The sequence below is a fragment of the Kibdelosporangium banguiense genome (assembly GCF_017876405.1).
Classification (GTDB): domain Bacteria; phylum Actinomycetota; class Actinomycetes; order Mycobacteriales; family Pseudonocardiaceae; genus Kibdelosporangium; species Kibdelosporangium banguiense.
The window spans coordinates 414,916-433,196 of sequence record NZ_JAGINW010000001.1 but is presented as its reverse complement, the minus strand read 5'-3'; the positions used below and the strand labels follow the sequence as shown (position 1 = coordinate 433,196).

The following is an 18,281-nucleotide window of genomic DNA, read 5'->3' as shown; positions in this document are numbered from 1 at the left end:
CCATCTTTCCGGAGGACAACATCATGACCAGTCAGGGCGAGACACGCATCCGCGAGATCATGGCCGCGAAGGCCGCGGCGATGATCGACGGCGACGCCAAGCGGATCGTCGCGCAGTACGCGCCGGACATCGTGAAGTACGACCTCGCCCCGCCGTTGCGCAACGTCGCACCCCTGGACGCCGAGGCCTTGGCGAGCTGGTTCGCGGCGTTCGACGGACCGGTCGACTACGAGATCCGGGACCTCGAGGTGTTCGCGGGCGAGGACCTGGCCTACTGCCACAGCCTCAACCGGCTCTCGGCAACACCGCACGGCAGCCCCGAGCAGTTCGACCTATGGTTTCGCGTGACGGTCTGCCTGCGCAAGATCGACGGCGACTGGCTGACCGCGCACGAGCACAGCTCCACGCCGTTCTACATGGACGGATCGTTCGGCGCCGCACTCGACCTTCAGCCGTGAAGGAGATGACCATGTTCGCGAACACCAAGGCATTCAGCGGGTTCTCGGTCGACGACATCCCAGCCGCCAAACAGTTCTACGGCGACACCCTGGGCATCCGGGTCTCCGAGGCGAACGGGATGCTCACTCTGCACCTAGCGGGCGACCGGGACACCCTGGTCTATCCCAAGAAGGACCACACACCCGCGACATTCACCATCCTCAACTTCCCAGTCGAGGACATCGACTCTGTTGTGGACGAACTGACCGCAAGGGGAGTCACCTTCGAGAAGTACCCGAACACGGACCCGAAGGGCATCTTCCGGGAAATGGGCCCGCCGATCGCATGGTTCACCGACCCAGCCGGAAACATCCTGTCAGTTCTGCAAAACTGAACAATTCTCGCCTCTTGCGGGCGACCGGTAGACGGTCGCTCACAAGAGGGGCAAGATCGGTCAGAAATGGACAGAGTTTCACTCTTTCGGGCAGATGATCACGCACTGGTGGGGTCGAAACTACTGACTGTGTAGCAAAAGCGCCTCGATAGAGCGGGTGAAGGCGACCCTTAGTGAAAGCGAGTCGTGGGAGGTCTGACAAGATCCTCCATATTCTCGAAGTGTCTCTCGCTAAGGAGGAAACCCGGCATGCGTGGTTTGTCCAAATGGAACCGCGTGGTTGTTCGTGTTGCTTGGGCGGTCGGCATTCTGTGGTATGGGATGACGGCCATGGCCGGAACCATTCCGGCGTAGCGGGGCCGGGGGAGGCGCGGTCGGGTCGCCTCCCTGCTAGTTCTCTTGTGTTGTAGGGATTTCTGCTTCGTCCGGCCGTGGGCCCGGGATGCCGCTCATGGCTCGCCGTAGGTTCTGGATACGAAGTTCGACATCCGCTGTGCGTGGATCACCGAGTGTGTCCAAGCTTCTGAGTGCGAGGTACCAGGTGTCGAGGGCGTTGCCGAGTTCGCCGACCGCCTCATAAGCAGAGGCCAGTACTGTCAACGCGTGCGTGTGCTCATAGGGATCGCTCAGCTCGCGATAGATGACCACGGCCGCGTTGGCTTGGGCGACGGCCTGGTGCGGTGATTGCCGGATGAGGGCGGAAGCCAATGTGCACAGTGCTTTCGCGGTATTGCCCTGATCGGCGGTCTGCCGGTGGATGTTCAGACTCGCCTGGCAGAAGTCCACGGCCGCGGCGATATTGTCCTGCTCCAGGTGCAATTGACCGAGCGCGGTCAGAGTGATCCCACGGCCGCGCTGGTCATTGATCGCGGTTCGCAGCGCCAGTGCCAGCTGGTAGGACTTGTCTGCTGCCGATGCATTGCGGAGATTGCGGTAGCAATCACCCAGGCGGTGATGCACATGCGCCTCGGACCAATCGTGCCCGATTTGGACGAACCGAGCCAATGCCTGTTGGTAGGCGTCAATTGCTCGGTGCGGGTCACCGCGTTCCAGGTAGACAGTGCCAAGATTGTGCCGGCAGACGGCCGCTCCGAAAACGTCGCCGACCTCTTCGAAGATGGGCAGTGCCAGGTCGAGGAATTGCTCCGCCTTGTCGTAGAGGTGCAACCGGATGAACGCCTTGCCCAGATTGTTCAGGCAGCCCGCTGTGGCCTGCCGGTTGTCCAGCCGGGCGGCGGCGTTCCAGCCTGACTGGTGGATCTGGACCTGTACGTGGGTGTCGCCTGACCGGTCCAGCAAGTCCCCGAGACACCCGGCGAACCGCCACACATGTTCATCCAGGCCGTGCTGTGCGGCGAGATGTGTCATGGCGGTCAGGTTCGCGCGTTCGGCCATGCACCACTGCAGAGCTTGGTTCTCCGAGGTGAAGGTCAAGGGGGTGGTGTCTGTCGCGGATGGCAGTTCAGGCACCGGGTGGTCGTCATGGACCAGCAGCTGGTGAGTGTTGCTCAGACTCCGCAGGTACCAGTCGGCCATGCGGGTGACCGCACCTGGTTCGTCGGCGAGGTCGGCGGCGAACGCGTGCAGGGTGTCGTGGATCGAGTACCGGTCAGCCTCATCTTGCTGAACCAGGTGCGCACCGATCAGGCCGTCGAGAGCATGGAGGGTGGCTTCGAGGCTGTACCCAGTGACTGCGGCCGCCGCATGTGAACTGAAGCGTGGTGTCGGGTGCAGGCCGAGTAATCGCAGTAGCCGGGCCTCACTCGGCGACAGAGCGCGGTAGGACCAGGAGAACACCGACCGGAGGCTGACCGTGAGGTCGTCGCCGAGCTGCCCTGCATCGAGCAGGCGAGAGGTCTGCCTGAGGTCGTTGACGAGGTGCGCGATGGGCACCGATGAACGAGCATGCACGTGCTCACCGACGATCAGCAACGCCATCGGAAGCCGGTCGCACAGTTCCGCCAGCTCCGCGATCGCCGCCTCCGGCCGGTCACCGATTCGCTTGCGCAGCAGGGTTTGGGCGTCATCGGCAGGCAGCACCGGGACAGTGATCCGTTCGGCGCCATGGCCGTACGTGAGCTTTGTCAGCTGACGGCGGCTGGTGACGATGACTGGGCAAGGGGAGACCGCGGGCAACAAGGGCAGGACATGCGCCGAGTCGAGAACGTTGTCCAGCACGACGAGCAGTTTCCGTTCGGTGAGCAATTGGCGCAGCGCTGCCGTTCGATGCTCGATGGTGTTCGGGATGTGCTCGGCCGATGTGCCGAGTGCGTTGAGGAATGTGTTCATGACAATCGTCGGCTCGGTCGGCGCGCCCACCGCGTATCCCTGGAGGTTCGCGTACAAAACGCCGTCCGGGAAACGATTTGCCCTGGTGCGTGCCCAATGCGTGACGAGTGCCGTCTTGCCGACGCCGGGATGGCCGTCGACCGTCACAACAGGCGTTCCGGCCAGTTTGGTCCAGCTGTGCCAGCAGATCTTCCCGGCCGGTGAAATAAGGCGTGTCGGCGGGCAGATCCCAGTTGCCGATCACCCGGGGCGCGGGCAGGCCGATGGTTTCCCGCCGGATGGTCAGCTCGTGGTAGAGCTGGACCAGTTCGTCTCTGGGCGGTGTACCGAGCTCGGCTTGCAGGCGGCGGGTGAAGTCCTTGAAGAACGAGTGGATCTCCGCTGACCGGTTCACCGCCGCCAGCGCGCGCATCCATTGCTGGGCAAGCGTCTCGTCATGGCTGTGTTCGCCGAGCAGGGAATGCAGCTTGGTCAGTACGAACTCGTGGTCGCCCAGCTCCAGCTTCGCCTCGAACAGCGTGCTCCACGCGGGTAACAGCTCCCGGGTCGTGAGGGTCTCACGCTGCCGCTCCGCCCAGGATGTCTTCAAGGTCGCCAACGGCGGCCGTCGCCAGAGATCGACTGCGGCCTCGAAGCATTCGGCAGCGCGGGCGTGCTCCGACTGGCTGGATGCCGCGTGGCCTGACCGCACGAGGTCGAGGAACCGGTGGTAGTCGATCGTCCCGGGGTCGACTTCGAGTCGGTAGCCGTCGTCCTCGGTGATCACTGTGGCCGGGTTGCCTGCCTTCTTGAGCACCAGGCGCAGCCTGGAGGCATAGACCTGCAGGGTGCTTTTGGGCACAGGTGGCGGCGCGTCGTCCCACAGTCCGTCCGACAGCAGGCCCGTGCCAACGACTTTGTTGGCCTTCAACAGCAGGATTCCCAGCAGGCCGCGCACCTTCACCGAGCGCAGGTCGACGGCACGGCCGTTGGCGCACATGCCAACCGGTCCGAGAATGTGGAACTCCACCAGCACCACCCCTGGCTGGTTCGGCTGCTCTACACCAGAAAAGTGTGGGCGCCCGGGACGGCGACTTTCGCCATGATCACTCACTGATGCCACATCGTTACCTGGAGTGTTCGCCAGGGTGCAAGCCGATTGCAAGCGAGATGTCCGGTGGGGCCGGGACTCTTCCAGCCGCGGGGGTGCTGTCGGCTGAGGGGAGTCAGGGACAGTGAAGGCATTGCCAATCGGTATCGACGCCGAGAAATGGATCACTCGAGCGGGTTGCCGCAACGTACTGGTCGCCGTGCACACGGTTGTCGCGGGACAGCGGCTGATGGACGTCGTCGACCTGGTCGAGTCCGACCCGAGGGTGCAGCTGGTCTACACCCAGGCACCGGACATGTTCACCCAGGGCGTCAGCGGGTTTCTGCGCTCGGCAGGAGCGCTGGAGATCCCGTGGGCCGACGCCCGGCGCGAACGCTTCGACCTCGCGCTGGCGGCGGCCTACGGCGGGCTCGACCAGTTACACGCGCCCGTGATCGTCATGCCACATGGGGCGGGATACGGAAAACGGGCAGCGGGCCGTGGCGGGGTGTACGGCCTCGATGCCCAGCGACTGATGAAGGACGGCCGGGTGCTGGCCGCCACAATCGTGCTGGCGCACGAATGGGAACGCGAAGTCCTGGCACTGCAATGTCCCGAAGCGCTTCCGGCGGCACTGGTGGCCGGAGATCCGTGTTTCGATCGAATGCTTGTCAGTCAACGGATGCGGGCGGCCTACCGGGAGGCGTTGGGCGTCCCTTCTGGACATCAGCTGCTTGTGGTCACGTCGACCTGGGGCCCGGCGTCCCTGTTCGGCAGGAACATCCAGTTCCTGCAGTCGTTGACCAACGAACTGCGGCGAAGCCAGGTGCACGTCGCGGCGCTGATCCATCCCCAGGTGTGGTGGTGCCACGGCCGGCGGCAGGTCCTGGCGTGGCTGACCGAGCCGAGGGCGGCCGGGATGATTCTGGCCGAACCGGAGATGGACTGGCGAGCGGCGGTGATCGCGGCGGACTTCGTGATCGGCGATCACGGATCGCTGTCGGTGTACGCGGCCGCCCTGGGAAAGCCGGTGGTGTGCACGGATTCCCCGATTGATCAGCTCAATGGCACGTCGGCGCAGGCATTGCTGGCAGCCGATGCACCGAGGTTGCACCGGGAAATGCCGGTATTGCCGCAGATTCGGGCTGCCGTCCCGGTGGATGACAAGGACATGGTGGATCGGCTGACGTCACGGCCGGGGCACGCGCATCGGCTGCTGCGGGCGGAGATCTACCGGCTGCTCAACCTGGACGTGCCGGGACGCCACCGCGCGCCGGAGCCGATCCCGGCACTCGCACCGCAATGGGGGTACCGATATGCGTGACGACACCATGCTGCAGATCGCGGATGTGATTGTGGCTGAACACGTTGACACGGCGGGTGCGGCGCAGTGGACGGCCCGGATCCTGGTGCAATACCCGGGATGTCTCGCGGCTGTGGCTGTCGCGGCCGATCACAGCTGGGTTCTGATCCGGATCCGAGGTGCGGCATGACCCGGGTGGTGGTCGCCGGCGTGGTGAACATTCGCAGCGCTCTTGCGGTGGAACGGTTCCCGGTATCCTTCGTGTCGAGCAGGCGACAGCCGGAGGCGATCAGTGTCCAGCTGTCGGGGTCGGGTTTCGGGGTCGCGCGGACCCTGAAGAACCTGGGCACCGATGTGTCGTTCGCGACCTATGTGGGCATGGATTCCTTGGGGCTGCTCGCAGTCAGCGGACTGCGGGAAGCCGGGATGTACGGGCCGGGTGTGCTCGTTGCCGGTACCCAGCCGCGTTCTGTTGTTCTGTACGACAAACAGGGAACCCGTGCGAACACGACCGATCTCCGGACCGTGCCGTCGTTACGATATCCGCCGGAGATCTTCGAAGGTCTCCTCGCCGGTGGGTGCGATCTGGCAGTACTCACGAACATCGGGTTCACCCGGCCGTTGATCTCGTCCGTTGTGGACAGAGGAATTCCCGTTGCCACCGATCTGCATGTCGTAGCCGACATGGCCAAGCCGCACAACCAGGACTGGATGCGGGTCGCGCACATCCTGGCCTGCTCGCACGAGGAACTTCCGGTGCCACCCGAGCAATGGGTGCGGATGCTCCACTCGGCATATGGCACCGAGTTGTGCCTGGTCGGATGTGGTCCGGCCGGTGCGGTGCTCGGAGTTCGCGGATCGGTCTGGCGGGTTCGCGCCGTTACTCCGCGAGGCGTTCGGTACACGAGTGGTGCGGGCGACACGCTGCTCGGATCGTTTGTGCACCACTACCTGTCGCTGGGTGATCCCGTCGCGGCGGTGCGGCACGCTGTGCTCACGGCGGGCTGGAAGGTCGGCCGCTCGCCGGACGATCCGGATGATCTGTCCAGTGCTGTGATCGCTGGACTGGTCGAAGGGCACGGCCTGCCGGAGATCAGTCGTCTTCGTTAGGTGACGGCGAACGGGTCAGCAATCGGGCGGCGCTGTCGCGGTGATTCTGTGCTTCGGCAGCGTTGCCCATGCTGGCGTGAAGCTCCGCGAGTGCCTGGTGGGTACGGCCCCGGTCGACGTCGAAACCGAGTTCGGTGAGTGCTTCGAGCGCGGTGTGCAGTTCCTGTTGCGCCCGTGTGTGATCGCCGAGATGGACATGGACCAGGCCGAGTGCGGTCGCGGCCCGTGCGGCGTTCAGCCGGTCCGATGTGGACGAATCGGCGAGCAGTCCGTGCGCCTCGCTGAGGTGACGCTCGGCTTCCTCCAGTCGACCGGCTTCCAGCAGTGCGGTACCGAGTTCGATCAGCATCAGGCCTTGTTCCCGGCTGGTTCCCAGCTCGCGCAGGATCTCCAGGGCCGGATGGAAGTACTCGACCGCCCGCTCGAAATGCCCGGTCCTCGCGTGCAGCATGGCCAGGCTCTTCAACCCGCTTGCCTCGGCCCGCCGGTTGCCGTTCGCGCGTGCGTTCTCGAGCACCGAGCTGATCTGCTGGTGTGCTTCCTCGACCCGGCCGAGCTGGATGTACGTGCGGGCCAGACTTTTGCGGACGCTGTTCTCGCCTGCCGGGTTCCCGGTCGCCCGCGCGGATCGCAGTCCGATCGTGCCGATCTCGATCGCGTCCTGATAGTTCTTGTACACCAGGAAAAGCGGCTGCAACGCGTCGGCGAGCAGGTAGGCCAGGTCCGGCCAGCCGTGTTCTTCGGCGGCCCGGACCGCGGCCAGCACATCGACCCGCTGGCGTTCCATCCAGCGCAGTGCCGTCTGCGGGTCGTCCAGCCCGGTGGTCGCGGTGGGTTCGGCGGACGGCTCGAAGGACAGGACGCGTCTGGCCGGTAGTACCGTTCTCCCGGCTGTTTGCATGGCCACCAGGTACCACTCGATCATTCGCCGCCGGATGACGGCCGGGTCGATCTGATCGCTTGTCCCGGCAAGAGTATTCGCGTGGGCTTGGACGAGATCTTGCAGACGGAAGTATCCGTCGCCGAGTTCGTCGACCAGGCTGGCGTCCAGGAGGTGGTCGCCGGCCTGACTTGCCTGGCTGACAGGGGTGTTCGTGGCCGCGGCGACCAGGTCGAGCCGGAACACGGCACCGTGGTGCAGGCCAAGCGCTTGGTACGTGACAGCGGCCGCGGGCGGAAGATCCCGGTACGACAGGTCGAATGTCGATCTCACGGACAGGTCCTCTTCCACCGAAAGCACTTCCAGCCTGCGCTCCTCGTTGACCAGTTCACGTGCCATCCAGGTCAGCGAACGTGTCGGCCGTGACACTGTGAGCGCGGCTGCCACACACAATGCCAACGGTAGGCCCCCGCACAACCGGGCAAGTTGTTGTGCCGGGCCTCGTTCCGTGGCGACGCGCTCGGCGCCGACGTGCCGTTCAAGCAGTTCGATCGCGCCCGCGTCGGTCAACGGGCTGACAGGAATGGTCGTCGCGCCTGCTGCCAGCAGACCGATCAACGGTCGACGGCTGGTGACGACCACGAGGCTGTCCGGAGAAGCAGGTACCAGAACCCGTACTTGTGCGGCAGTCACCGCGTTGTCCAGCAGGACAGCGAGTTTCCGCTCAGCGGTCATCGACCGGAACAGGGCGGTGCGCTCGGCCAGGCTGACCGGAACCTGGTTGGGCGCAATGCCCAGCGCGCGCAGGAACTGACCGAGAATCTCGTCCGGCGCAACGGGTTCGCCCGTTGGATGGCTGAGTTCCGCGTGCAGCTGGCCGTCGGGAAAGCGTTCACGCGCCTGGTCCAGCCAGCGCAAGGCAAGTGCGGTCTTGCCGACCCCGCCTTGCCCCTTGAGCAGCACCACTGCGGGCACGCGCCGATCGGATTGCGTTGCCGCGCTTTCCAGATCTGCCAGTTCCTGATGCCGGTTGGCGAAATGCGCGGGTGGTGCGACAAGCTGACGGGGGATCAGCGCGGCGAGGTCAGGCGAATGAAAGTGCACGTCACCGTGGACCGCACCGGCCTGGAAGACCGGTCCGGTCACAGCGGACGAGACCTCGTTGCGTGTGTCAGCCAACGGCTTCTCCGGATGTCACATAAAACGACCATACGGATTGCCGGCTGGCAAGAGTAGCCCCTGACCAGGGGCACTCACTATTTGTCCACTACATCTGGCTAGCGTCCGGCTAATGAGAGCCGAGGTGCAGCTGCTGGGGCCGGTCCGGATTCTGCGGGACGGCCGTGAGCAGGCGGTGGGATCTGCCCGGCAGCGGGCGGTTCTGGCGGTTCTGGCGATCAACGCGGGCCGGGTGGTCGGCAAGGACGAGTTGTTGTGGGCAGTGTGGGGACAGCCTCGGCCGGCGAGTGCGATGAGCAACTTGTACAGCTATATCGCGGGATTGCGGCGGGTGCTGGATGTGGAGACCGCGCCGGCCGGGTATGTGCTGGGGATTGAGCGGGCCCAGGTGGATGCCCGGCGGTTCGAGCAGTTGTACTGGCGGGGCCAAGTTGCCAAGGACGACCGTCAGGCTGAAGAAACGCTGGTACGGGCGTTGGAGTTGTGGCGGGGCGACGCGCTGTCGAAGGTGCCGGGGCCGTTTGCCGAGGGGGAACGGCCCCGGCTGGCCGAGCGGCGGCTGAAGACGATGGAGGAGCTTTCACGAGTCCGGCTGCGTCGTGGTGCGGCACCGGTTGCCGAGCTCGAGCACATGGTGACCTGCCATCCGCAGCGACCGGTTTTCCGGGAGCTGCTGATGAAGGCGTTGGCGTTGAGCGGCCGCCGCGCTGAGGCGTTGCGGCTGTTCCGCGACACGATGCATCCAGGCCCGGCGCTGCGCCGCATCCAGGCCCAGGTGCTTGCCGGAGAGGACGTCTACGACGAGTCGGCTTGAAGGGAGACAAGTGTGGGAGTCCGTGTGATCAACGGTGTGACGAGCGGAGAGGACAGCTGGCCGGAGTCAGTCGACGGGGACTGCGCCGCCGAGGGGGAGGCGGAGTTCTTCGAAGATGGTCCGGGCTGAGCGCCCGGGTGTCTTGAGTTTGGCGACGACCGCGCTCAGTGGGAAGTGCGGGTTTGCCGCGGCGCGTGCGGCGACGATGGCCAAAGCGAGCGGCAGACGGCGGCACAGCGCGATGATCTCCGCGACCGCGTCCGGCTCGGCGTCCACCTTTTCCTGGCCCAGCCTGCGAACCAGGATCTCCCGAGCGTCCGCATAGGACAGTGTGGTCAGGGTGACGTGGTGCGCGGTCAGGCCGGTCATCCGGTCGCGGCTGGTCACGACCACATGGCAGCCCGCCGTGTGAGGCAGCAAGGGCTGGACTGAAGCCGCATCCCGGACGTTGTCGATCAGTACCAGCACTTGGCGGCCGGACAGCAGACGCCGGTACAAGGCCACCTGATCATCCACAGTGGACGGTATCTGGCCCGGCTGGATGCCCAGTGCGTCAAGGAAACCACGCAATGCCTCGGCTGGTGAAATCTCGGAACCGCGCATGTTCACGTACAGCTGGCCGTCCGGGAACCGATCGGCCACCGAATGCGCCCAGTGCACCGCCAATGTCGTTTTGCCTGTGCCGGGCATCCCGTCGATCGCCACTGTGACCTGGCCTTCTGACGCCAGGGATTTCAGTTCCGCACGCCGTCCAGCGAACGTGGGCAAGTCCGGTGGCAGCTGTGCGGGCAGGACAGCGGGGTCCGGCGGTGCGAGGACCGTCTGGAACGCAGACGCCAGCTCAGGACCAGGAGCAATGCCGAGTTCGTCGGCCAGCCTGTCCCGGATCGTCTCGTAGGTCTTCAACGCCGCAGCCTGATTGCCCGATGCGGCCAGCGCCAGCATCAGCCGTGCCTGCATCGCCTCGTTGAGCTCGTCCATCGCGACGGCCTGACGTGCGTACGGCACCAGATCGGCGGCCAATCCGCAGGTCAGCGCCAGGTCCAAGGCCTCAAGGGTGACCTCGGCACCTTCGCGGTCGATATCGGTGAAAGCCGCTCGGGCGCGGGCAGGCGCGGCGACGCCCTCGACGACGCGACCCTGCCACAGCTGCAACCCGGTGACGTACACGCCGACCGCGCCGGCCGGCTCGCCCGAGCCGGCCAGCTTGCGGGCCTGACTTGTCAGTTCCCGGAATTCGGCCAGGTCACAAGACTGCGGCGGGACGGCCAGCCGGTACGCCCCGCCTTCGCCGAACAGCCACGATCCGGTTGCCCGGGCCGGCAGCGAAGGTTCGAAGATCCGGCGCAACGCCCCGACATACCGGCGCACGACATTGACCGCGCTGCTGGGCGGGTTGTCCTCCCAGAGGACGTCGACCAGCGTGTCCAGGCCGACCGGGCGTCCGGCCTGGGCCAGCAGGACCGCCAGCAGCAGGCGTTGCTGCGGCGGGCCCAGCTCCACCTCGGCCCCGTCACGCCATGCCCGCAAGGGCCCGAGCAGCGTGACCCGGACGGCTGGCCTCACCAGCGCTCTCCCTGCTCCCCAGCGGACGGCTCTGATTTGGCATCATCATGCCATCGAACCGTCCGCGAGCGAGCGTCAGGGAGTCGCGACCTGCGCCTGGGCGCGGCTGAAAGTGTTGCGCAGCACGGCAAGCAACGCGTCACGCACGGAAAGCTTCTCCCGGGCGTCGAACGTCACCAGCGGCACCTCGTCGGAGACCGCCAGCGCCCAGCGCACGTCGTTGAGATCGTGGCTGAGCATGCCGTCGAACTTGTTGACCGCCACCACGAACGGCACGCCCGCCTTCTCGAAGTAGTCGACCGCCGGGTAGCAGTCGTCGAGCCTGCGGGTGTCCACGATGACCAACGCGCCCAGCGCGCCGACCACCAGGTCGTGCCACATGAAGCCGAAGCGGTCCTGGCCGGGCGTGCCGAACAGGTACAGCTTGACGTCGTCGTCGATGGTGATGCAGCCGAAGTCCATCGCCACGGTGGTGGTGGTCTTGGCCGGGGTGTGGCCGGTGCGGTCGATCTCGGCACCGACCGAGGTGATCGCCGCCTCGGTGCGCAGCGGCGGGATCTCGGAGATGGACGCGACCGCGGTGGTCTTGCCGACTCCGAACCCGCCCGCGATGACGATCTTTACCGGTGTGGGCGGCTTCTTGGCACCCGGCTCAGCGGAGGGATTCGAGTCCACGGATGACCCTTTCGATCATGCGGAGGTCTTGGGGCAGTTCGGCTTCCGGACGGCGGATGACGACATAGCCGAGCGCGGCCAGGTCGGCCACCAGCACCCGGGCCACCCCGATGTGCAGCTTGAGCATGGCGGCCACCTCGGCGACCGACATCGTCTTGCGGCACAACGAGATGATGTCGCGCCGCTCGAAGGTGAGATTCGGGTGTGAGGCCGCGCCAAGCTTGCTGGTCATGACCTGTGCCTCGATCTCGAGGGTGTGGTCGACCGGTTTGGTGCGGCCGGACGTCATGAGATATGGCCGCAACAGCGTGACGTCGGGATCGTCGCCTCTGCCGGACATCTCTCCTCCTCACTACCTACTGGCCGACAGAGTTCTTGAGTTCCTCGATCAGCTGCGGGGTCAGCACGGCGCTCGCCCGGTTGGCGAACATCGCCATCTCGTAGGCGATCGTGCCGAGGCTGGCCTGCTTGGAGGCCAGCACACCCAGCGAGCAGCCGATGCTGATCGTGCAGACGAGCAGGTAGCCGCGCTCCAGCTCGATGATGATCTTGTCGGGCTGGCCGAGCGGGTGCGTGTCGGACACACCGTTGGCCAGCCCCAGCATCGCCGAGGAGATCGCCGCCAGCCGGTCCGCGTTCTGCCTGGCCAGATCCGACGACATCGCGATCAGCAGTCCGTCGGCGGACACCGCGATCGCCGCGATCGCACCGGCGGTGCCCTGGGCGAAGCGGCTCACGAGCCAGTTGAAGTTCTGGGCCTCCGTGCTGACTCCGGGGGGCGACATCATGCTCTGCTCTCTTTCATCGGATCAGTGTCAACGGCTTCCTCCGGGACGAGGGCGCGCGCCAGCCCGGTTGCGAACGCGTCGAGGGAAGCCCGTTCGGCTTCCGGGTCGCGCGCCTTGTACTTCTTGGGCGCGGACCTCAGCAGCGGCGGACTCGACGACTTGGTGTTGCGCAGGCCGGGAGCGAGGTTGGCGCCCGGGACCCGCCGGGTCAGGCCGTCTCGCGACAGGGGCGCTGGCAGGGACCCGGAAACCGAAGTAGTGACCGGTTGGGCCGGCTTGGGTGCTGGTTGCTGTGCCTGTGGCTGCTGTACGGCTGGTGGCGCGTCCGGCAGTGGCGGCGGAGGTGTCGCCGACGCCTTGGCGAAGGCACTCTGGAAGCCGTCCATCGCCGCACGGGCCGCAGCCGCGTCGTGCTTCGGTGGGGCAGCCGGTGGCGGAGGCGGAGCCACCGGCCGGGGAGTGACAGCCGCGGGCACACCGAGCTTGTTGGGCGGTGGAATGGAAGCGCCACCCGGAAGCTGAGCACCGGCCACGCGTCGCTTGAGCCCGGCCCGGCTTTCGGATGCGACCTCAGGCGCGGCAGCGGCCTGGGCCGGAGCGGGCTCCTGGACCGGCGGCGGAGTAGGCGCCGGGGGAGCCGGAGCCGGTGTCTCGGTGATCGGAGCGTCCGAACTCGCCACCGCGGCCAGATCATCGGGGAACCAGGAGAATCCCGCGTTGTGCTGGGCCGGCGGGATGCGCATCTCCGGCATGCCGGGCATCTGGACCCGGGGCTGCGCCTGGGCCTGTGCCTGGACCGGTGCCTGTGGCTGGGCCACGGGCCGGGCCGCAGGCGGCGGTACGGCCGGCATCGGACGGCTGAACAGCGCGGGCGGGATCGCCAGCCGCGCGGTGATTCCGCCGCCGTGGGTCGGGATCAGGTCGACGCCGAGCGAGTGCCTGCGGGCCAGGCGGCCGACCACGAACAGACCGAGCACGCTGGTCGGTGCGACGTCCAGGCGTTCACGGTCGACCAGACGCCGGTTCTCCTCAAGCAGCTGCGCGGGTTTCATCCCGATGCCGTGGTCGACGATGCTGACCACGCACGCGCCCTCGTTGGTGAACGTGGTGCTGACTTCGACGAACGAGTCCGGCGGGGAGAACGACGTGGCGTTCTCCATCAGCTCGGCGAACACCAGGATCAGATCCGAGCCGAGCGAGGACGGCAGCGTGACCTCGGGCATGTCGCCCAGCCGGACTCGTTGGTAGTCCTCGATCTCCGCCAGTGCCGACCGCATCGCGTTGGCCAGCAGGGACGGCCCGCCCAGACCCGCGTCGGTCCGGGTACCGGAGACCACCAGCAGGTTGTCGGCGTTACGGCGCAGGCGGGTGGAGAGGTGGTCGAGCTGGTAGAGCCGTTCCAGCAGGCGCGAGTCCTGCTCGTTGCGCTCCAGCTCGTCGACCAGGGCGAGCTGCCGGCCGACCAGGTTCTGCGTGCGCTGGGCGACGTTGGCGAACATCAGACTGACGTTGTGCCGGGTGACGGCCTGACGTTCGACCAGCCGCGCCGCGGTGGACTGCACCTGGTTGAACGCGACCGCCAGCTGGCCGATCTCGTCGCTGGAGGTCACGTTGATCTCGGTCAGTCGTGGCACCTGCTGCTCGACGACCTCGGTGTCGCTGACTCGGACCAGTTCGGACTCGGCCAGCTGGGCGACGTCCGTCGCGGCTTCGGTCAGCTTCTTCAGCGGGTTGGCGATCGAGCGGCTCACGACCACGGTCAGCGCGGCGACCAGAGCGAACAGCGCGGCCGCACCGCCACCGACCAGCCACGCCACACTCTGCGCGCTGTCGGCACGAGCCGTTGCGGCGTCGGTGATCTGGCTGGTGACCCGGTCCTGGACTGTGCGCCGCAGGCCCGACTGGGCACCGACGGTGTTGAGGGCCTCGTTGGCGAACGACTCGACCGCGGTGGTGTTGCGTGAATCGGTGGGCATCTTGGCCGAGAGTGCCTCCACCGCGAGCGCCGACGGGCCTTCAGCCACCTGCACGACCAGACCGGCGTGCTCGAGGTCTGCCTGCTGCACGAAACGCTCGGTGAACATCTTGGCTTGCTGGGTGGCGTCCTCCAGCACGATCTGGCCGGTCGTGCGGTTGACTGCCGTGGCGATCAGGGCCATGCCCTCGAGCTCGCCGTACTCGTTGGACAGCAGCAGCGCCTCGAGAGCGGTCAGCTGCCGGGTGCCCTCGGCGTCACTCGTGAGCTGCGGCACGAGCCGCAGCGAGTCGATGACCGCTTCGACCACGGCGTGATACGTACGCGCCACGGAGTCCACGGAAACGCCTCGTGCCAGGGCACCTTGCCGTAACTCGTTCAGCGAACCGACCCGGACCAGCGCGGACGCCAGTTCCTCGGTCAGGTCGTCACCGAGCGAGGACCGGACCTGGCTGACGGTGTCGTCCACCTTGCGCTGCTGGCGTTCCATCGCCTGGCTGTCGCTGCGCGGGGACGCGAGATAGGCCGCGGTGAGCAGCCGTTCCCGCTGCAGCTCCCAGACCAGGCCACCGACTTCCCTCGTGTAGCGGGCGGAGTCCGCGGTCGATCCCGCGGACGCCGCGCTGTTGGCCTGCACCACCACGAACGGTGTCGCGACCAGCAGCACCGCTGCGAGCGGAAGCAGGAGGAGCAGGTTCAGCTTGCCCCGGATGCCCAGCCGGCCAAGCAGTTTGGTGTTCTTCTTGCCTCGTCTCGACGGCGTCTTCAGGTGCTTCATGCCACCTCCTCCTGCGGGCTTGGCTCAGCTCACTTTTTGGTGCTGGGCGCGGACGAGATCTTCGATGGTCGCGCGCAGCGACAGGAAACCGGGGGTGCGTTTGACCCCGAGGTCGCGCTGCCGGGGCAGATCGACCGTGATGTCGGCGGCCACCCGGCCGGGGTCGCTGGCCAGCACGATGACCCGTTGGCCGAGGAACACCGCTTCCTCCACGTCGTGAGTGACCATCAGCACCGTGGTGCCGGTGTCCTGCCAGACCTGCCTGATCAGCACCTGCATGTCCTCTTTGGTCTGCACGTCCAGCGCGCCGAACGGCTCGTCGAGCAGCAACAGCTCGGGCTCGCACGCCAGGGCCCGGGCGATGGCCACGCGTTGCTGCTGGCCGCCGGAAAGCTGCCGTGGCAGTGACTTGCGGAATCCCGACAGCCCGGTCTCGGCCAGATACCAGTCGACCCGCCTGGCCCGTTCGGCCGAGCTCACCGGCAGCAGCTCTAGTCCAAACGCGACATTGCGCTCGACCGTTCGCCACGGGTACAGGCTGCCCGCCTGCGGGACGAGCCCGCGGTCGGGACCCGGGCCGGTGACCGGCGTGCCGTCGAGCACGACCTCGCCCTCGCTGGGGGTGGCCAGACCGGCCACCAACGAAAGCAGCGTCGACTTGCCCGACCCGCTCGCCCCGCACACGCAGACGAAGTCCCCGCGCGAAACCTTCAGGTCGATCCCGTCGAGTGCACGGACTTCCCGTCCGTGCACCGAGAATGTCTTGCCCACGCCGTGCAGTTCCAGCACGCCGGTCATCCTGTCCACCGCCCGACCTGGTTGCGCAGCAGCCGCAGCAGAAGATCGATCAGCACGCCGATGACCCCGATCAGGATCAGGATCGCGAAGATCCGGTCTGTCTGCAGGAACCGTTGCGCCTGAACGATTCGGCGGCCCAGACCGGTGGTCGAGACCACCAGTTCCGCGACCACCACGAAGTTCCACGCCGCGGCGACGTTGACCCGGGCCGCGTCCACGATGCCCGGCAACGAATGCGGCACGATCACCTTGCGCAGCACCTCGCCACGCCGGGCGCCGAGCGTGTACGACACGTTGATCAACGGCATCGGCACGGAACGGACCACATCGGCGGTCATCATAGTGTTGAAGAAGACCGTGCCGATGAACAACAAGAGGATCTTGGTCCACTCGTCGAGTCCGACCCAGATGATCAGCAGCGGGATGAACGCCGGGGCCGGCAGGTACCGCACAGCACTGATCAGCGGGCCGAACAAGGAGTTCGCGGCCGAGAACGTGCCCATCAGGATACCCAGCGGCACCGACACCAGCACCGCGAGGCCGAATCCGTAGAGGATCCGCTGAACGGTGTCCCACATGTCGGTGAACAGCTCACCGGACTTGGCCATCTCCACCCCGGCGGACCATGTGGCCGCCGGGGAGGGCAGGAACGTCGGTTCGACCACGCCGGCCGCGCTGACGATGAACCAGGCGGCCAGCGGGACGGCGAACGACATCACGATCAGCGTGGTGCGTGCGCCCCGCGAGATCGGAGTCCTGATGCTCAGCAACGACGACGGACGCCCGGGTCTGGAGCGCTGCGGGAGCGCTTGCCAATCCCGTCTGTCCTGCCGTGCGCTCGGTGTGTCCTCAGTCATCGTGCCACCCGTGCTGTCGTGGTCGACAGCGAGCGGTTTCACTCCGGCACCGCCTTGACGAACTGGTCGTTGAACAGGCTGTCGAGCGAAGGCTTTTCCTTGGCCAGCCCGGTGCCGGTGATGAAGTCGACGATCAGCCGCGCCTGGTGGTTGAGGTGCTGCGGCGTGGTACCCGGCGTGAAGGCGTCGAGGTTCTGCTGGCGGGTGAAGATCGTGGTGCCCGCGTCGTAGGACTTGTAGTCGTCAGGAGTCACCGCTCCGCGCTTGGCCATGATGCCGATCGCGGCGTCCTTGTTGTCCTTGATCCACTTCTGCGTGGCGAACCAGGTGTTCACCAGGCCCTGCACCACCTGCGGGCGGTCCTTGACCAGATCCGCCTTGACCACCAGGTGGTCGGGGATGGCGCCGGGGAACTCCGCGGAGGTCGCGATCGCGCGGCTGCCCGGCCGGGTGAGCGCGGTGGTGGTGAACGGTGCGAACGCGGCGACCGCGTCGACCTGCCCGCCGACGAACGCGGCAGCGGCGGCGTCGGTCAGCATCGGGACAAGCTGAATGTCCTTTTCGGTCAGGTTGGCTTCCTTGAGCGCCAGCAGCAGCAGGTAGTGATCCACCGCACCCTGCTCGACCGCGACCTTCTTGCCCTTGAGGTCGGCGACGCTGGTGACGCCCTCCCGCGCGATGATCTTGTCATTGCCGGTGGAGTTGTCGTTGACCAGCACGATGGTCTGCTTGGCGCCACCACTGACCGAGGCCAGTGTGTCGTTGAGCGTCTGGCTGTTGGCGTCGATCGCGCCGGTCGACAGCGCGTTGAGGCTGTCGGTGTAGCTGTCGAAGTACTTCAGCTCGACCTCGACACCGTTCTTGGCGAACAGGCCTTGCTCCTGGGCCACCTGCCAGGGAAACCAGCCGGGCCAGGCCGAGAAGCCGAGGGTGACCTTGGTGGATGTCGACGCGGGGGCTTCGGTACACGCCGAAAGCCCGGCAACGCCAAGCATCCCCACGGCGCACAAGGCCGCGGTCAGTAGACGGGTGAGGGGACGGGATCGCACAACGAACTCCAGGGGGACGGGGTGGGGAGTTCCAATCGAGTTGCAGGCCTACTCAAGCGGCGCCAGGCGATTGGAGATGCGCGTGGCGCATAAAGCGGGAATCGTACGGCCGTGTACGTCCTCAGCGAACGGTGCTTTGAGGAACGCGTTGGTGTGGACGGAGTCCGATGACACGCAGCCCGGCGACGCCGGAACACGGTTGTCCTTGATGGACACCGCCGTCACCGCTGTCGCGGTTCTGGACACGCGCGGCAAGCCACCACAGACCGTAGGCCCGTGGCCGACCTGCAACGGAGCGTCACCAGCCCCGGTCGTCATG

General features: G+C 66.5%; 17 protein-coding genes and 1 pseudogene. 6 read left to right on the top strand and 12 right to left on the bottom strand.

Annotated features, from left to right (window positions below; genetic code table 11):
- Positions 1–23 precede the first annotated feature (23 nt).
- Positions 24–458 (top strand): YybH family protein, encoded by a 435-nt coding sequence (locus tag JOF56_RS01945; protein WP_209633771.1) that lies wholly within the window; start codon positions 24–26, stop codon positions 456–458.
- 11 nt (positions 459–469) lie between these two features.
- Complete coding sequence (locus JOF56_RS01940; RefSeq protein WP_209633769.1) at positions 470–832, top strand: VOC family protein; 363 nt, start codon at positions 470–472, stop codon at positions 830–832.
- A 390-nt stretch (positions 833–1,222) separates the two neighbouring features.
- On the opposite strand, the gene JOF56_RS01935 is transcribed toward JOF56_RS01940, so the two are convergent.
- Together JOF56_RS01935 and JOF56_RS57580 are read right to left on the bottom strand one after the other, a co-directional pair.
- Positions 1,223–3,268, bottom strand: coding sequence for an ATP-binding protein (locus JOF56_RS01935; protein ID WP_307854879.1), 2,046 nt, complete (start codon positions 3,266–3,268; stop codon positions 1,223–1,225).
- A 148-nt stretch (positions 3,269–3,416) separates the two neighbouring features.
- A pseudogene (locus JOF56_RS57580) lies at positions 3,417–4,100 on the bottom strand (AfsR/SARP family transcriptional regulator); the annotation flags it as partial.
- 235 nt (positions 4,101–4,335) lie between these two features.
- Here JOF56_RS57580 and JOF56_RS01925 point away from each other — a divergent pair.
- Genes JOF56_RS01925 through JOF56_RS01915 form a run of 3 tightly spaced genes read left to right on the top strand, consistent with a single transcriptional unit; the run spans position 4,336 to position 6,603 of the window.
- Positions 4,336–5,514 carry a hypothetical protein gene (locus JOF56_RS01925; protein ID WP_209633766.1) on the top strand — a complete coding sequence of 393 codons (1,179 nt, stop codon included), beginning with the start codon at positions 4,336–4,338 and terminating at the stop codon, positions 5,512–5,514.
- Positions 5,507–5,683, top strand: a complete 177-nt coding sequence (locus JOF56_RS01920) for a hypothetical protein (RefSeq protein ID WP_209633764.1) — start codon at positions 5,507–5,509, stop codon at positions 5,681–5,683. The genes JOF56_RS01925 and JOF56_RS01920 overlap by 8 nt, the downstream gene beginning before the upstream one ends.
- Positions 5,680–6,603, top strand: a complete 924-nt coding sequence (locus tag JOF56_RS01915) for a carbohydrate kinase family protein (RefSeq protein ID WP_209633763.1) — start codon at positions 5,680–5,682, stop codon at positions 6,601–6,603. Before JOF56_RS01920 ends, JOF56_RS01915 begins: the two co-directional genes overlap by 4 nt.
- Here JOF56_RS01915 and JOF56_RS01910 read toward each other — a convergent pair.
- Positions 6,587–8,662: a tetratricopeptide repeat protein gene (locus JOF56_RS01910; RefSeq protein ID WP_209633761.1), complete on the bottom strand. Its 2,076-nt coding sequence runs from the start codon at positions 8,660–8,662 to the stop codon at positions 6,587–6,589. The genes JOF56_RS01915 and JOF56_RS01910 overlap by 17 nt on opposite strands.
- A 112-nt stretch (positions 8,663–8,774) precedes the next feature.
- On the opposite strand from JOF56_RS01910, the gene JOF56_RS01905 reads away from it, so the two are divergent.
- Complete coding sequence (locus JOF56_RS01905) at positions 8,775–9,476, top strand: AfsR/SARP family transcriptional regulator (protein WP_209633759.1); 702 nt, start codon at positions 8,775–8,777, stop codon at positions 9,474–9,476.
- A 66-nt stretch (positions 9,477–9,542) separates the two neighbouring features.
- Here JOF56_RS01905 and JOF56_RS01900 read toward each other — a convergent pair whose 3' ends face one another.
- The 9 genes from JOF56_RS01900 to JOF56_RS01860 form a co-directional block, all read right to left on the bottom strand.
- Positions 9,543–11,042: an AfsR/SARP family transcriptional regulator gene (locus tag JOF56_RS01900; protein ID WP_209633757.1), complete on the bottom strand. Its 1,500-nt coding sequence runs from the start codon at positions 11,040–11,042 to the stop codon at positions 9,543–9,545.
- Positions 11,043–11,117: 75 nt separating this feature from the next.
- Positions 11,118–11,717, bottom strand: a complete 600-nt coding sequence (locus tag JOF56_RS01895; protein WP_209633755.1) for a GTP-binding protein — start codon at positions 11,715–11,717, stop codon at positions 11,118–11,120.
- Positions 11,695–12,057, bottom strand: a complete 363-nt coding sequence (locus JOF56_RS01890) for a DUF742 domain-containing protein (protein ID WP_209633753.1) — start codon at positions 12,055–12,057, stop codon at positions 11,695–11,697. Before JOF56_RS01890 ends, JOF56_RS01895 begins: the two co-directional genes overlap by 23 nt.
- A 16-nt stretch (positions 12,058–12,073) precedes the next feature.
- Positions 12,074–12,502 (bottom strand): roadblock/LC7 domain-containing protein, encoded by a 429-nt coding sequence (locus JOF56_RS01885; RefSeq protein WP_209633751.1) that lies wholly within the window; start codon positions 12,500–12,502, stop codon positions 12,074–12,076.
- Positions 12,502–15,258 (bottom strand): sensor histidine kinase, encoded by a 2,757-nt coding sequence (locus JOF56_RS01880; RefSeq protein WP_209633749.1) that lies wholly within the window; start codon positions 15,256–15,258, stop codon positions 12,502–12,504. The genes JOF56_RS01885 and JOF56_RS01880 overlap by 1 nt, the downstream gene beginning before the upstream one ends.
- Positions 15,259–15,282: 24 nt before the next feature.
- Positions 15,283–16,056: an ABC transporter ATP-binding protein gene (locus tag JOF56_RS01875; RefSeq protein ID WP_209647949.1), complete on the bottom strand. Its 774-nt coding sequence runs from the start codon at positions 16,054–16,056 to the stop codon at positions 15,283–15,285.
- On the bottom strand, positions 16,053–16,955 hold the full coding sequence (locus JOF56_RS01870) for an ABC transporter permease (RefSeq protein ID WP_307854878.1): 903 nt from the start codon (positions 16,953–16,955) through the stop codon (positions 16,053–16,055). The genes JOF56_RS01875 and JOF56_RS01870 overlap by 4 nt, the downstream gene beginning before the upstream one ends.
- A complete protein-coding gene (locus JOF56_RS01865; RefSeq protein ID WP_307854877.1) occupies positions 16,952–17,962 on the bottom strand; it encodes an ABC transporter substrate-binding protein in 1,011 nt (336 codons plus the stop codon). The genes JOF56_RS01870 and JOF56_RS01865 overlap by 4 nt, the downstream gene beginning before the upstream one ends.
- Before the next feature lie 48 nt (positions 17,963–18,010).
- Entirely contained in the window at positions 18,011–18,280 is a 270-nt protein-coding gene (locus JOF56_RS01860) for a hypothetical protein (protein WP_209633747.1), read from the bottom strand.
- Position 18,281: the final 1 nt, after the last annotated feature.